At 31.6% G+C, this 13,213-nt stretch carries 12 protein-coding genes; 5 read left to right on the top strand and 7 right to left on the bottom strand.

Translation table 11 applies throughout. The features are described from left to right. The first annotated feature begins 27 nt into the window (after window positions 1-27). Together ACN5J3_RS08695 and ACN5J3_RS08690 are read left to right on the top strand one after the other, a co-directional pair. Window positions 28-648 carry a SatD family protein gene (locus tag ACN5J3_RS08695; RefSeq protein ID WP_418509707.1) on the top strand — a complete coding sequence of 207 codons (621 nt, stop codon included), beginning with the start codon at window positions 28-30 and terminating at the stop codon, window positions 646-648. Next, window positions 645-1,349, top strand: a complete 705-nt coding sequence (locus tag ACN5J3_RS08690; protein WP_418511480.1) for a DUF3307 domain-containing protein — start codon at window positions 645-647, stop codon at window positions 1,347-1,349. Before ACN5J3_RS08695 ends, ACN5J3_RS08690 begins: the two co-directional genes overlap by 4 nt. Window positions 1,350-1,408: 59 nt before the next feature. On the opposite strand, the gene carB is transcribed toward ACN5J3_RS08690, so the two are convergent. Both carB and rpmH read right to left on the bottom strand, forming a co-directional pair. Continuing rightward, window positions 1,409-4,261: a carbamoyl-phosphate synthase large subunit gene (carB, locus tag ACN5J3_RS08685; protein ID WP_417290076.1), complete on the bottom strand. Its 2,853-nt coding sequence runs from the start codon at window positions 4,259-4,261 to the stop codon at window positions 1,409-1,411. A gap of 97 nt (window positions 4,262-4,358) precedes the next feature. Beyond that, on the bottom strand, window positions 4,359-4,520 hold the full coding sequence (gene rpmH / locus ACN5J3_RS08680) for a 50S ribosomal protein L34 (RefSeq protein WP_344729897.1): 162 nt from the start codon (window positions 4,518-4,520) through the stop codon (window positions 4,359-4,361). Window positions 4,521-4,773: 253 nt separating this feature from the next. Here rpmH and ACN5J3_RS08675 point away from each other — a divergent pair, with 253 nt between their 5' ends. Then, window positions 4,774-5,349 carry a DUF2892 domain-containing protein gene (locus ACN5J3_RS08675; RefSeq protein WP_417290075.1) on the top strand — a complete coding sequence of 192 codons (576 nt, stop codon included), beginning with the start codon at window positions 4,774-4,776 and terminating at the stop codon, window positions 5,347-5,349. A 1-nt stretch (window position 5,350) separates the two neighbouring features. Here the strand turns inward: ACN5J3_RS08675 and cls are convergent, their stop codons facing one another. Genes cls through ACN5J3_RS08660 form a run of 3 tightly spaced genes read right to left on the bottom strand, consistent with a single transcriptional unit; the run spans window position 5,351 to window position 8,451 of the window. Then, entirely contained in the window at window positions 5,351-6,805 is a 1,455-nt protein-coding gene (cls, locus tag ACN5J3_RS08670; RefSeq protein WP_418511479.1) for a cardiolipin synthase, read from the bottom strand. Then, window positions 6,805-7,734, bottom strand: coding sequence for a lytic transglycosylase domain-containing protein (locus tag ACN5J3_RS08665; protein ID WP_344729891.1), 930 nt, complete (start codon window positions 7,732-7,734; stop codon window positions 6,805-6,807). The genes cls and ACN5J3_RS08665 overlap by 1 nt, the downstream gene beginning before the upstream one ends. 42 nt (window positions 7,735-7,776) lie before the next feature. Next, entirely contained in the window at window positions 7,777-8,451 is a 675-nt protein-coding gene (locus ACN5J3_RS08660; RefSeq protein WP_344729889.1) for an alpha/beta hydrolase, read from the bottom strand. Between the two features lie 121 nt (window positions 8,452-8,572). Between ACN5J3_RS08660 and ACN5J3_RS08655 the strand changes: the two genes are divergently transcribed. Further along, the gene (locus ACN5J3_RS08655; protein ID WP_344729887.1) at window positions 8,573-8,869 is read left to right on the top strand and encodes an N-acetyltransferase; all 297 of its coding nucleotides are present in this window, start codon (window positions 8,573-8,575) and stop codon (window positions 8,867-8,869) included. Between the two features lie 58 nt (window positions 8,870-8,927). Here ACN5J3_RS08655 and mtaB read toward each other — a convergent pair whose 3' ends face one another. Then, window positions 8,928-10,259, bottom strand: coding sequence for a tRNA (N(6)-L-threonylcarbamoyladenosine(37)-C(2))-methylthiotransferase MtaB (gene mtaB / locus ACN5J3_RS08650; RefSeq protein WP_417290072.1), 1,332 nt, complete (start codon window positions 10,257-10,259; stop codon window positions 8,928-8,930). Window positions 10,260-10,303: 44 nt separating this feature from the next. Here mtaB and ACN5J3_RS08645 point away from each other — a divergent pair, with 44 nt between their 5' ends. Beyond that, complete coding sequence (locus ACN5J3_RS08645) at window positions 10,304-11,938, top strand: ABC transporter substrate-binding protein (RefSeq protein WP_418511478.1); 1,635 nt, start codon at window positions 10,304-10,306, stop codon at window positions 11,936-11,938. On the opposite strand, the gene ACN5J3_RS08640 is transcribed toward ACN5J3_RS08645, so the two are convergent. Continuing rightward, the gene (locus ACN5J3_RS08640; protein WP_418511477.1) at window positions 11,935-13,110 is read right to left on the bottom strand and encodes a GlmU family protein; all 1,176 of its coding nucleotides are present in this window, start codon (window positions 13,108-13,110) and stop codon (window positions 11,935-11,937) included. The two genes, ACN5J3_RS08645 and ACN5J3_RS08640, sit on opposite strands and share 4 nt — an antisense overlap. Window positions 13,111-13,213 lie beyond the last annotated feature (103 nt).

Here is a 13,213-nt window from a genome sequence, read left to right as displayed (position 1 = left end):
AGAATATCACATAAAATAAAAAAAGCCATGACAAGTGTAATAACTGGTGACATTATAAACTCAACCAAACATAGCAACCCAAATGTTTGGCTAACGTCCTTAAAACAAGCTTTAGAGCAAGTAAGTAGCAACACAAACAATTGGGAAATATTTAGAGGTGATAGCTTTCAAATTGAAATTTCAGATATTAATCAATCCTTTATAAGTGCTGTTTATATAAAAGCTTGTATAAAAATGATAAAAGGCTTGGATGTTAGAATGGCTATAGGTTTTGGCCATAAAACATTTAACGGAAATACGGTAACAGAATCTAATGGAAGTGCTTTTCAAGACTCCGGAAACTTGCTAGAAATTTTAAAGCAATCTAAAACAAACTTAAAATTAAAAGGAATTCCTAATATAGACAACGAGCTAAATCTATATTTAAAGCTTATCGGGATTCTTATGGATAATTGGTCTGTTAATTCGGCTGAAATTGTTAAATTACATTTAGAAAACGAAAATAAAATTCAAAAAGAATTAGCAAAAATTATTGGTATTAGCCAGGATGCTGTTAGTAAACGTATGAAACGCGCTTATCTTGATGAAATTTTAGAAGTTAATGAAATGCTTATTTCAAAAATAGCACAGTCAAAAATTATAGAATGATTTTATTAATAAAACTCATATTAGCTCATATTATAGGTGATTTTTTTCTTCAACCTAAAACATGGGTAAAAGAAAAAGAGAAACTAAAACTAAAATCTTCAAAGCTATATTTTCACATTGCCATTCATACTGCTCTATTATTCATATTAGTTTTTGACATTACGCGCTGGTCACTTATTATCTTGATAGGTATATCGCACTTTATAATAGATGCTATAAAACTTCTGTTTCAAAAAAAGTCTACCAAAAGACTTTGGTTTTTTATAGATCAAGCGTTTCATATTATTAGCATCTTTTGCGCCTATTATTTATTCACGAATCAAGTATTTGATATATCAAATGTCATTAGTGAAAACACGTTGTTATTAATAACTTGTTTATTATTCTTAACACAGCCTGTTTCTATTATTATGAAAGTTATTTTTAATAAATGGAATATTGAAAAGCTTACTAAAGGAAACGAATCTCTTAAAGATGCCGGAAAGTATATTGGAATTCTTGAGCGGTTATTAGTGTTTGTGTTTATAATAACAAATCACTGGGAAGCTGTTGGTTTTTTAATTACAGCAAAATCGGTATTTAGATTTGGAGATTTAAAAGAAAGTAAGCACAGAAAACTAACCGAATACATCTTGATAGGGACATTAATTAGTTTTGGAATAGCCATTATAACTGGCATTGTATATTTAAAACTTATATGATTAAAATAAAAAAAGGAGCTTTAATTAAAGCTCCTTTTTTTATTTACAATTGTATCTTCTTATTTACTTAAGTACATTTTTCTTCTTGTATAAAGATTATAGAATTCGTCATCTTTTAAACTATCTATAAACAAAATACTTTCTCCTGTACTTTTCATTTCTGGTCCTAATTTCTTATTCACATTAGGGAATTTATTAAATGAAAATACAGGTTGTTTTATAGCATAACCTTCTAGTTTTGGATTAAACTCAAAGTCTGTAACCTTCTTCTCTCCTAGCATAACCTTTGTTGCATAATTTACATAAGGTTCGCCATAAGCTTTTGCTATAAATGGAACTGTACGAGACGCACGAGGGTTTGCTTCAATAATATAAACGGTATCATCTTTAACAGCAAATTGAATGTTAATTAATCCAACAGTGTTTAAGGCTAATGCAATCTTTTTAGTATGATCTTTTATCTGTTCCAACACAAGATCTCCTAAATTAAATGGTGGCAACGTTGCGTTACTATCACCCGAGTGAATTCCGCAAGGTTCAATATGCTCCATTATACCAATAATGTAAACGTTTTCTCCATCACAAATGGCATCGGCTTCAGCTTCTATTGCGCCATCTAAATAATGATCTAAAAGTAACTTATTATCAGGCATACCACGAAGTAAGTCTACAACATGCTCTTCTAGTTCTTTTTTGTTAATGACAATTTTCATGCCTTGTCCACCAAGAACGTAAGATGGTCTTACAAGAATTGGGAAATCTAATCTATCAGCAACAGCAAGTGCTTCATCTGCTGATGTTGCAACATCAAACTCTGGGTAAGGAATATTATTCTCTTTTAATAATTTTGAGAAACTACCTCTATCTTCAGCTAAATCTAAAGATTGGTAAGTTGTTCCTAAAATTTTAATACCGTAACGATCTAACTTTTCAGCCAATTTTAGTGCTGTTTGACCACCTAACTGAACAATAACACCTTCTGGTTTTTCATGACGAATTATGTCGTAAATATGCTCCCAAAATACGGGTTCAAAATAAAGTTTATCAGCAATATCAAAATCGGTTGAAACTGTTTCAGGATTACAGTTTATCATGATGGTTTCATAACCACATTCTGAACTGGCTAAAACACCATGAACACAACAGTAATCAAACTCTATACCTTGTCCAATTCTGTTTGGTCCAGAACCTAAAACAATGATTTTTTTCTTATCAGAAACAACACTTTCATTTGCCGAATAAATATCTCCATTGGCTGTTTCTAATTCGTTTTCAAATGTTGAATAATAGTATGGTGTTTGTGCTTTAAATTCGGCAGCACATGTATCTACCAGTTTGTAAACACGGTTTATTTTTAACTCATCACGCTTATTGTATACTTCGCTTTCTAAACATTTAAGCATATGCGCTATTTGACGGTCACCATATCCTTTTTGTTTTGCTTCTAGCAACAACTCTCTATCAATGGTATCAATAGTATACGTTGAAATTTCTTTTTCTAATTTATATAGCTCTTCATATTGCTTTAAGAACCACATATCAATCTTTGTAATTTCGTGTATTCTACTTAATGGAATTCCCATTTGAATAGCATCGTAAATAACAAATACACGATCCCAACTTGCATAAGTAAGTTTTTCTATAATTTGCTCGTAGTCTTTGTAGCCTTTTCCATCTGCACCAAGACCATTACGTTTTATTTCTAGCGACTGTGTTGCTTTATGTAGCGCTTCTTGAAATGAACGACCAATAGCCATAACTTCTCCAACCGCTTTCATTTGTAAACCTAAAGTTCTATCAGATCCTTCAAATTTATCAAAGTTCCAACGTGGTATTTTTACAACAACATAATCTAATGTAGGCTCAAACAACGCTGATGTTGATCCTGTAATTTGATTACTTAACTCATCAAGTGTGTAACCTATAGCTAATTTTGCTGCTACTTTTGCAATAGGATATCCTGTTGCTTTACTTGCTAATGCTGAAGAACGCGATACACGAGGATTAATTTCTATAGCAATTATATCTTCATTTTCATCAGGGCTCACAGCAAACTGCACATTACAACCTCCTGCAAAATCACCAATACTTCGCATCATGTGTATTGCCATATCACGCATACGTTGGAAAGTTGTATCTGATAAAGTCATTGCTGGCGCTACTGTAATAGAATCTCCGGTGTGAATTCCCATCGGATCCATATTTTCAATAGTACAAATAATAACTACGTTATCATTTTTATCTCGTAATAGCTCTAATTCATATTCTTTCCAACCTAATAAGGCCTTATCAATCATTACTTCATGAATAGGAGAAATTTCAAGTCCACGACTTAATAATTCATCAAAATCTGCTTCATCATAAACAATTGCAGCTCCTGCTCCTCCTAAAGTAAACGATGAACGAATACATAATGGAAAACCAAATTCTTGGGCTATTTCTTTTCCTTTTAAAAATGACGTAGCAGTTGCTTGTGGCGCCATTGGCACTCCAATTTTTGTCATTAAGTCTCTAAACTGCTCTCTGTCTTCAGTGATATTAATGGCATCAATATCTACACCAATAAGTTTTACACCAAAATCTTCCCAAATACCTTTATCTTCAGCTTCAATAGCTAAATTTAGTGCTGTTTGTCCTCCCATAGTAGGAAGTACAGCATCAATTTGAGGATGTTCTTTTAAAACTTTTATAATAGATTTGGTATTAAGAGGCAACAGATAAACATGATCTGCCATAGAAGGATCTGTCATAATTGTTGCAGGGTTAGAATTGATTAAGATGGTTTCAATTCCGTCTTCTCTTAATGAACGAAGTGCTTGTGTTCCAGAATAATCAAATTCGCAAGCTTGACCAATAATTATAGGACCAGAACCTATAAGTAGAATAGATTTTATGTTTTTATTTTTAGGCATGTTGTGTTGTTTTGTTTTGCAAAAATAGTTAACTATAGGATACAAAAAAAGGCGTTACCCCAAGCAACACCTTTTTAATATTAACAATTGTTAATCATTATTTCTTATGTCTAGTTTCAGAAGATACAGACAATTTCTTTCTACCTTTAGCTCTTCTACGAGCAAGTACTTTTCTACCATTAACTGTAGCCATTCTTTCTCTGAAGCCATGCTTATTTTTTCTCTTTCTTTTTGATGGCTGAAATGTTCTTTTACTCATTACTTATATCTTTAAAATCTTCTTATTCTTTTTAAAAACTAGGGTTTTATTTTTTCCTCAAAACCGAGCGCAAATATACAAAGCCTTTTTTATTTGACAAACCTTTATTTAAAAATATTTTTTCAATAAAAATTTAGTTACTTTGTATCGCAAAAATTAATATCAAAAAACCAGTGAAATAAAAGCTTTCATAATATGGTAGCTTTTAAAATTTCATTCAACAAAACTACAACAATTATAAAACTTAAAACTCATGTATAATAAAATTATAAAATTAATCATCGCTTTTTTAATATTTGGATACGCTATTTATCAGTTTATTGAAGGAAATATAGGCAATGGTATTATGTATATTTTATTAGCCTTAATATTTGTTTTTCTATATTTTAAAAATGAATTTATCTTGTTGGCTTTTTTACGTTTACGTAAGCAAGATTTTGATGGCGCTAAAAAATGGTTGGATAAAATTAAAAACCCATCTGCTGCTTTAACAACAAAACAAGAAGGGTATTTTCATTATTTACATGGTATTATGGTGTCTCAAACGAATATGAATGAGGCTGAAAAACGCTTTAAAAAAGCTATTTCACTTGGTTTATCTATGGATCATGATTTGGCTATGGCTAAATTAAATTTAGCTGGTATTGCTTTTACTAAGCGCAGAAAAAATGAAGCTAAATTATTACTAAATGAAGCTCAAAAACTAGATAAGCGCGGTATACTTACTGACCAAATAAAAATGATGAAAGACAATATGAAACGTGCACAAGCGCCAAACCAACATTTTGGTGCTGGTGGTTCTATTCGTGCTCAAAAACGTAGAGGGTAATTTACAACAAAGGCGCCCACAAACGCGAATAAGATTCTTTTAGTTTCATAAGTTTTGGGCGTTGTTCCCAACGTTTTAATTCTATCTCTTGACTATCTTTTATATCTTCTAGAAATTGTTTTTTAAGTTGTTTACTAACGGCTTCATTGTAGATTAAAGCATTTATTTCAAAGTTTATATTAAAACTTCTGTAATCAAGGTTTGCTGTTCCTATTGATGTGAAAATATCGTCAACTACTTGAGTTTTTGCATGAACAAAACCTTTGGTATACCTATATACTTTAACACCTGCTTCCATAAGCGATTGTAAATAAGAGTTTGTTGCATGATTAGCTATCCAAGAATCTGATTTTTTTGGAATGATGATTCTAACATCTACACCGCTTCTTGACGCAATTTGAAGCGCTGTTATAATTTGTTGATTTGGTATAAAATAAGGTGTTGTTATATAAATATAATTATCAGCTGTATTAATGGCTGTAAGTATAGCTTCCATAATATTTGCCCAATCTGTATCAGGCCCACTAGCTGCTATCTGTACTTTTGTCTCTTTTTTTGTTTTAGATTCTGGAAAGAATTGTTTTGAAACTTGAATATCACTACCAGAAACAAAATCCCAGGTTGTTAAAAAATGTATTTGAAGTAATTTAACAGCTTCGCCTTGTATACGTATGTGAGTATCACGCCAAAACAACGCATCGTTTTCGTAATTTACATAATTGTCAGAAATGTTGATACCGCCTAAATAACCTATTAATCCATCAATAATTGCTATTTTTCTATGATTTCTATAATTCATTTTTCCTGTAAACTTTGGAAATAACACAGGCATAAATGGATAAAACGAAACACCGCTATTTTTTAATCTCTTTTTTGACGCTGAAGATATTTTGCTACCCACATCATCTACACTTAATCTTACAGCTACACCTTGTTTAGCTTTTTCGCAAAGTATATCTATAATCTGACCTCCTATTTTATCGTCTTTTAAGATATAATACTCTAAATGTATATGATTTTTAGCTTGTTTTAAATCTTCTAAAAGTGCTTCAAATTTCTTATTACCATTTATCAATATCTCCACATCGTTATGTAGTGTTAATGGCGCATTTTCGCTTTTATGAAGCAATTTTACAAGTTTAATTTTCTCTTCTAATGTTTGATCAACTTCTTTTAATTCTTGTTCATTAAGCTCTAAATCTTTGTTTATTTTTTTAATTAAACTTCTATTTAGAATATGCTTTCTATTGAATATTTTATTCTTTCGATATTCTTGCCCAAAAAGATAATATACAAGGATTCCTAAAAACGGAAAAAAAACCAAAACGATGATATAAGACAACGTTTTGGTTGGATTTATGTTCTTTAATAGTATTGTGAATGCTGCTGAAATAGCAATTATATAGTTTAATACTATAAGAATGGTCAAGATGTGCTCCTTAATAAATGTAAGCATTAAGGTTGTTTTGTGTAATGTCCTTTTTCTGGAAGGCTAATAAAATATTGTTTTCTTGACTTATTATTTAAATGAGGCTCTCGCAACCAAGGGTTATGTATTTTTAATATTTTATAATTTATACCGTAACGTTCAGCAAATTTTGTGAAATCTGTTACTGCTGTATCTACTTCAACTTTATACGTTGGAACTTCTTTATATAAATCTTTATCTCTAAAGTTAAACCCATACTTGTCAGGATGAGATAAAATTTCTTTTAGCGCTACAATTCTAAACATATAACGCCCTGTTTCTTCCCCTAAAAGCAAATCATAATAATCACTTACATTTTGCTCTTCTAATCGTCTTGAAACACCTGCCATCCCTGCATTATAAGCTGCAGCTGCTAGTGTCCATGAGCCTAGTTTTTCTTTAGATTTTTTCAAATATTCACAAGCCACTTCTGTTGCTAATTCTAAATTATAGCGCTCATCTACATTATCATTTACTTCTAGTCCGTATTCTCGACCAGTGGTTTTCATAATTTGCCAAACACCTCTTGCTCCTGCTGGAGAAACAGCATTGGTTAAACCACTTTCTATAACTGCCAAATATTTAAAATCATCTGGCACACCATGTTTAGCTAAAATTGGTTCAATAACAGGAAAGTATTTTGCAGCTCTTTTAAACATTAATAATCCATTAGACTGCCAGTAAGTATTTACTAATAATTCTCTATCCATACGCTCATGAATATCTGGATTGTTTAGCGGCATTGGTTCTCCTGCAAAATCTAAATATTCTGGAACCTGAAGTGCATAAACATTATAATCATTAATTACTTTTTTCTCAAAATTCTCATCTGTTGGAGCATCTTGCATAGCAAACACAAACAAGCTAGCTACACAAAACAACCCTATTAAGGCTAATATATTTTTTATCGTTTTCATTATATCAAGTTTTCTTTAAAGTTATGAAAAAAGCAGCAAATTTTAAGCCAGTTTTTCATCTAAAATAATCTTAGCTAAATTTTCGTTAAACCACTTATACTTATTAATAATCATGATATGAGATCCTCCTTTTACTGGTATAAAATTCTTTAAATGATATGTAGGAAACACTTTATCTTTATCTCCATGAATATGTACAATATTAGCCTGTATATCTTGTGGTTTCCAAAACATTAACTGTTTTATAGCCCATTCTAAATAATACGGATCATTAACTAAAAGATACTTTCTGTAAAGCTCTATCCTATCATTTGCTACTTTTCCAAAAGCATATTTTGCTAACACATCTATATTTGATAGTTTTTTTGTTGGAATTAACTTGTATGCATTAGTAAACTTTGCTAGCTTCATTCGGTTAGGAAGTTCTCCTCTAGATTTTACACTAGATATCACAAGAACCTTTCTTGTTGAAACAAATTTGCTCATTTCCTGAACCAAAACACCGCCAAAAGACACACCAGCAAGCACAACGTTTTCATGTGTTATTGATGCTGCTGTACGCTTTGCATAGTCTTGTAATGTTTCGTTTTTTTCAGGAACCAACCATTCTAAATAATGCATTTGAAACGAATCTTCAGGTAATTTGATGTGTTCAAAAATTAATGAACTAGCTGCCATTCCTGGCATAAAGTAAACGTGTATTATATCTTGACTCATAAGGTTTAAACCACTATATCTCTTTATATTAACAATAATTTTTCGTAAATTTGCGTTACAAAGCTATATAAAATATAGTTCCACTCCCTATAAATTCCATTGAATAAAAAAACAATTTATTATGATAGATGCATCAGAACTTGTTGACAATGATTTTTTACGTCAATTTGAATTAAAGGTAGATGAGCATATGGCAAAAATTGAATATTCACTTCAAGAGAGAAAAATATTTTTAACTAAGCTCATTATACCAGAAGAGATTTTTAACGACACTTTTCAAAATGATTTTATAAAACTTGTTTTTGAAAATATTGAAGAGCGTAATTTAAGTGTGGTTCCTACAAGTCCAGAAATCGCCAAATTTATTAGAAAAAACAGGCAGTACAAAAGCATGCTACCTGTTGGTGTTAGAATTTAAAATTGTAAACATTAAAACTATAATAAAAAAAATCCGAAGCAATAACTTCGGATTTTTTTTATGAGGCTAACTCTTTTATAAACGCTATACGCATTAATCCATCATCGTCTATCTCTGTAAGCTGAACTTCATGCAAAGTATTTACTAATTCTGGATTCCAAGGAGTTTTAACTTTTACATAGTTTTCAGTAAATCCATGGATATAGCCTTCTTTATTTTCACTTTCAAATAAAACGGTTCTAGAAGTATTTACTTGACTTTCGTAAAAAGCTCTGCGCTTTTTTGCAGACAGACCTCGTAACATTTTACTGCGTTTAGAACGCACTTTTTTAGGCACAATGCCATCCATAGCTGCTGCTTCAGTATTGTCACGTTCAGAATACGTGAAAACATGCAAATATGAAATATCTAACTCACTCAAAAAGTTATACGTTTCTAAAAAACGTTCTTCTGTTTCTCCTGGAAAACCAACAATAACATCAACACCTATACAAGCGTGAGGCATTACTTCTTTGGTTTTTGCGACACGATCTACATACAACTCACGCATGTATCGTCGTTTCATTTTTTTTAGAATATCATTACTGCCACTTTGTAATGGAATATGAAAATGTGGTACAAATGCTCTGGATTTAGAAACCAAATCAATGGTTTCATTTTTCAGTAAATTAGGCTCTATTGATGATATTCTTAAACGCTCTATACCTTCTACCTTATCTAACTCTGTCACCAAGTCTAAAAATGTATGCTCGTGCTTTTTGTTTCCAAATTCACCTTTACCATAATCACCAATGTTTACACCAGTTAGCACAATCTCTTTTATGTTTTTTTCTGAAATCTCTTTAGCGTTTTTCAAAACATTTTTCATGGTATCACTACGTGAAATTCCTCTTGCTAATGGTATTGTACAGTACGTGCATTTATAATCACAACCATCTTGAACCTTTAAAAAAGCACGTGTTCTATCGCCAATAGAATAGCTCCCAACATAAAAATCAGCATCATCAATATCACATGAATGAACTTCTCCAAAATCATTTTTAGATAAGTCGTTTAAATAATCGGTAATCTTAAATTTTTCTGTAGCACCAAGAACTAAATCAACACCATTAACATCTGCTAATTCTTGTGGTTTTAACTGGGCATAGCAACCTACGGCTGCAACAAAAGCATCTGGATTAGCTTTTTGAGCCTGCTTAACAATAGTTTTAAAACGTTTGTCTGCATTTTCTGTTACAGAACAAGTGTTAATCACGTAAATATCAGCTTCGTCAGCAAAATCAACACGGTCAAAACCTTCATTTTTAAAAGATCTTGCTATTGTTGATGTTTCTGAAAAATTAAGCTTACATCCTAATGTGTAAAATGCGACTTTTTTTCTTGCGTTCATTCTCGTACTTTTACCAAGTTGCAAATTTACAACTATTCTCTAACATGATAAAACACATAAAAACAAACATACGTTTCTCTATTAACATGTTTACAGCTAGTTGTATTTTGTTGCTTATCCTATCATGCAAAAACACAAAAGAAACTAATAAAGAACACCTTGTATTTAGGTATAATGAACACAAGAATATAGGATCTTTAGACCCTGCTTTCTCAAAAGATATTGCTGATATTTGGGCTACTAACCAACTTTTTAATGGTTTAGTGCAAATGGATGACAGCCTAAATGTTAAGCCTTGTATTGCAAAACATTGGACAGTTTCTGATAGTGCCAAAACCTATACATTTACATTACGAAGTGACGTTTTTTTTCATAAACATGAACGTTTTGGCATAGATTCTACAAGAAACGTTACCGCCAAGGATTTTGAGTATAGTTTAAACAGATTAAAAGACAAACAAGTTGCTTCACCTGGTAGCTGGGTGCTTAACAAAGTTGATAATTTTCATGCTGTAAATGACACGCTTTTTCAAATAACACTCAAGCAACCTTTTCCCGCTTTTCTGGGGCTATTAACAATGAAATATTGTTCAGTAGTTCCTAAAGAAATTATAGATTTTTACGGAACAGACTTTAGAAGCAACCCGATTGGCACTGGACCTTTTAAATTTAAGCGTTGGGAAGAAAATATTAAGCTGGTTTTAAGAAAAAACAATACGTATTTTGAAAAAGACAATCTTGGCAATTCACTTCCTTATCTTGAAGCTGTAGCCATTACTTTTTTACCTGATAAACAAAGTGAATTTTTACAATTTGCTCAAGGAAATATTGATTATGTATCCGGTTTAGATGCATCTTATAAAGATGAAATATTAACAGCTAACGGACAGTTACGAGATGCTTATTCCGATGATGTAAACATGATACGAGGTCCTTATTTAAACACTGAATATTTAGCATTTTATATGGACTCTAACATTCCTGAAATGCAATCCAACAAATTACGACAGGCTATAAATTACGGTTTTGACCGACAAAAAATGATGACATACCTACGTAATGGCATTGGTATTCCTGCTTATGGCGGCTTTATACCAAAAGGACTTCCTGGATATAATGCTAATGCTGGTTTTTCTTATCAGCCTGAAAAAGCGAGGTCGCTAGTTTCTCAATTTAAAAATGAGACAGGAAATCAAAATCCACAAATAACCATTACAACAACGAGTAATTATTTAAGTTTTTGCGAATATATACAAAGAGAGCTTCAAAAAACTGGCTTACAGGTTAATATTGATGTTATTCCTGCTGCAACGCTTAAAGACGCAAAGGCAAACGGAAAACTTGATATGTTTAGAGCTAGTTGGGTAGCCGATTACCCAGATGCCGAAAATTATCTATCACTATATTACAGTAAAAACTTTGCGCCAAATGGTCCTAATTACACCCATTTTAAAAACAAGCAGTTTGATACTTGGTACGAAAAAGCATTTACCGAAACCAATACTAAAACTAGAGAATTGCTTTACAAAAAAATGGATAGCCTTGTGATGAGTAAAACTCCTGTTGTTCCTTTATTTTATGATGAAGTTGTTCGTTTTACCAGAAAAAACGTAAATGGATTAGGTATAAACCCTACTAATCTATTAGAACTAAAACGCGTTAAGAAAACAAAAAACTAATTGCGTCTATATTTTTTAGTTTCTTCAAAAACGTGCTCTAAAATAGCTTTATCAGCATCTGTAAGCTCTACATCTCTACGTGACATTACTACTTCTGCTACTTCAAAAGCTTTTTTAGTTAAATACGTTGTAAAACCACTACTGCCACCCCAAGAAAAACTAGGAACAAAATTACGAGGAAAACCACTACCAAAAATATTAGCACTCACACCAACCACAGTTCCTGTATTAAACATCGTGTTGATACCACATTTACTATGATCTCCCATCATTAATCCGCAAAATTGCAATCCTGTTTTGGCGAAGTTTTCAGTTTCGTAATTCCATAAACGCACTTCGGCATAATTATTTTTTAGGTTAGAATTATTAGTATCGGCTCCTAAATTGCACCATTCTCCTAATACCGAATTACCTAAAAAACCGTCATGACCTTTGTTTGAATATCCAAAAATTACAGAGTTATTAATTTCTCCTCCTACTTTACTATGTGGTCCTACAGTGGTTGGCCCATATATTTTAGCGCCCATTTTTACTGTGGCATGATCACATAATGCAAAAGGGCCACGAATAATACTACCTTCCATAACTTCAGCATCTTTACCTATGTAAATTGGTCCGTTAGTAGCATTAAGCGTTACAAATTCAAGTTTAGCTCCTTCTTCTATAAAAATTTGACTTGCATTAATTGTGTTTACAGATGCAGGTATTGGTTGTGACTTTTTATCTTTTGTTAGTAAATCAAAATCATCTTGAATTGCGATACCATTTTTTGAAAAAATATCCCAAGTGTTTTCTATTTTTACTACATCTTCGTTGTATTCTATTGCTTCATAAGTATCAAAATCTATTGCTTCTTGTGTGTCTTTTGTAAAAAAAGCAATAACATCTTCATCATTAAAAATAGCTTGATTTTCTTCTAAACTTTTAATCATTTCTGCTAATTCAACATTTGGAAGAAAAGATGCATTTATCATAATATTTTCATCCATTTCAACCATAGGATACTTGTCTGACAAGTAATCTTCTGTGATTGTGGTTGTCGTATATCCTAAAAGCAATTCCCACTTTTCTCTAATAGTTAAAATTCCTATACGAATGTCAGCAACTGGTCGTGTGTAAGTAAATGGTAATAAATTATTACGAAAAGGACCATCAAAGAGTATGTAGTTCATAGCAAGCAAGCTTAAGGTTAGGTATTAAAAACTCTAATAAAATTAATCTATTCTCAAAAATAGCTTAATTGTTGAAAACAAAAAAAGCCTTCAGTATAAATAT

Origin of the sequence: Corallibacter sp. (assembly GCF_048381695.1) — a bacterium.
Classification (GTDB): Bacteria; Bacteroidota; Bacteroidia; order Flavobacteriales; family Flavobacteriaceae; genus Corallibacter; species Corallibacter vietnamensis.
This window is presented reverse-complemented; position numbering and strand designations above follow the sequence as displayed.

Bases quoted from the DNA above. Each gene is read 5' to 3' on its own strand.
- ACN5J3_RS08695 (WP_418509707.1), top strand. From the start codon at position 28: ATGACAAGTGTAATAACTGGTGACATTATAAACTCAACCAAACATAGC.
- ACN5J3_RS08690 (WP_418511480.1), top strand. From the start codon at position 645: ATGATTTTATTAATAAAACTCATATTAGCTCATATTATAGGTGATTTT.
- carB (WP_417290076.1), bottom strand. From the start codon at position 4,261: ATGCCTAAAAATAAAAACATAAAATCTATTCTACTTATAGGTTCTGGT.
- rpmH (WP_344729897.1), bottom strand. From the start codon at position 4,520: ATGAGTAAAAGAACATTTCAGCCATCAAAAAGAAAGAGAAAAAATAAG.
- ACN5J3_RS08675 (WP_417290075.1), top strand. From the start codon at position 4,774: ATGTATAATAAAATTATAAAATTAATCATCGCTTTTTTAATATTTGGA.
- cls (WP_418511479.1), bottom strand. From the start codon at position 6,805: ATGCTTACATTTATTAAGGAGCACATCTTGACCATTCTTATAGTATTA.
- ACN5J3_RS08665 (WP_344729891.1), bottom strand. From the start codon at position 7,734: ATGAAAACGATAAAAAATATATTAGCCTTAATAGGGTTGTTTTGTGTA.
- ACN5J3_RS08660 (WP_344729889.1), bottom strand. From the start codon at position 8,451: ATGAGTCAAGATATAATACACGTTTACTTTATGCCAGGAATGGCAGCT.
- ACN5J3_RS08655 (WP_344729887.1), top strand. From the start codon at position 8,573: ATGATAGATGCATCAGAACTTGTTGACAATGATTTTTTACGTCAATTT.
- mtaB (WP_417290072.1), bottom strand. From the start codon at position 10,259: ATGAACGCAAGAAAAAAAGTCGCATTTTACACATTAGGATGTAAGCTT.
- ACN5J3_RS08645 (WP_418511478.1), top strand. From the start codon at position 10,304: ATGATAAAACACATAAAAACAAACATACGTTTCTCTATTAACATGTTT.
- ACN5J3_RS08640 (WP_418511477.1), bottom strand. From the start codon at position 13,110: ATGAACTACATACTCTTTGATGGTCCTTTTCGTAATAATTTATTACCA.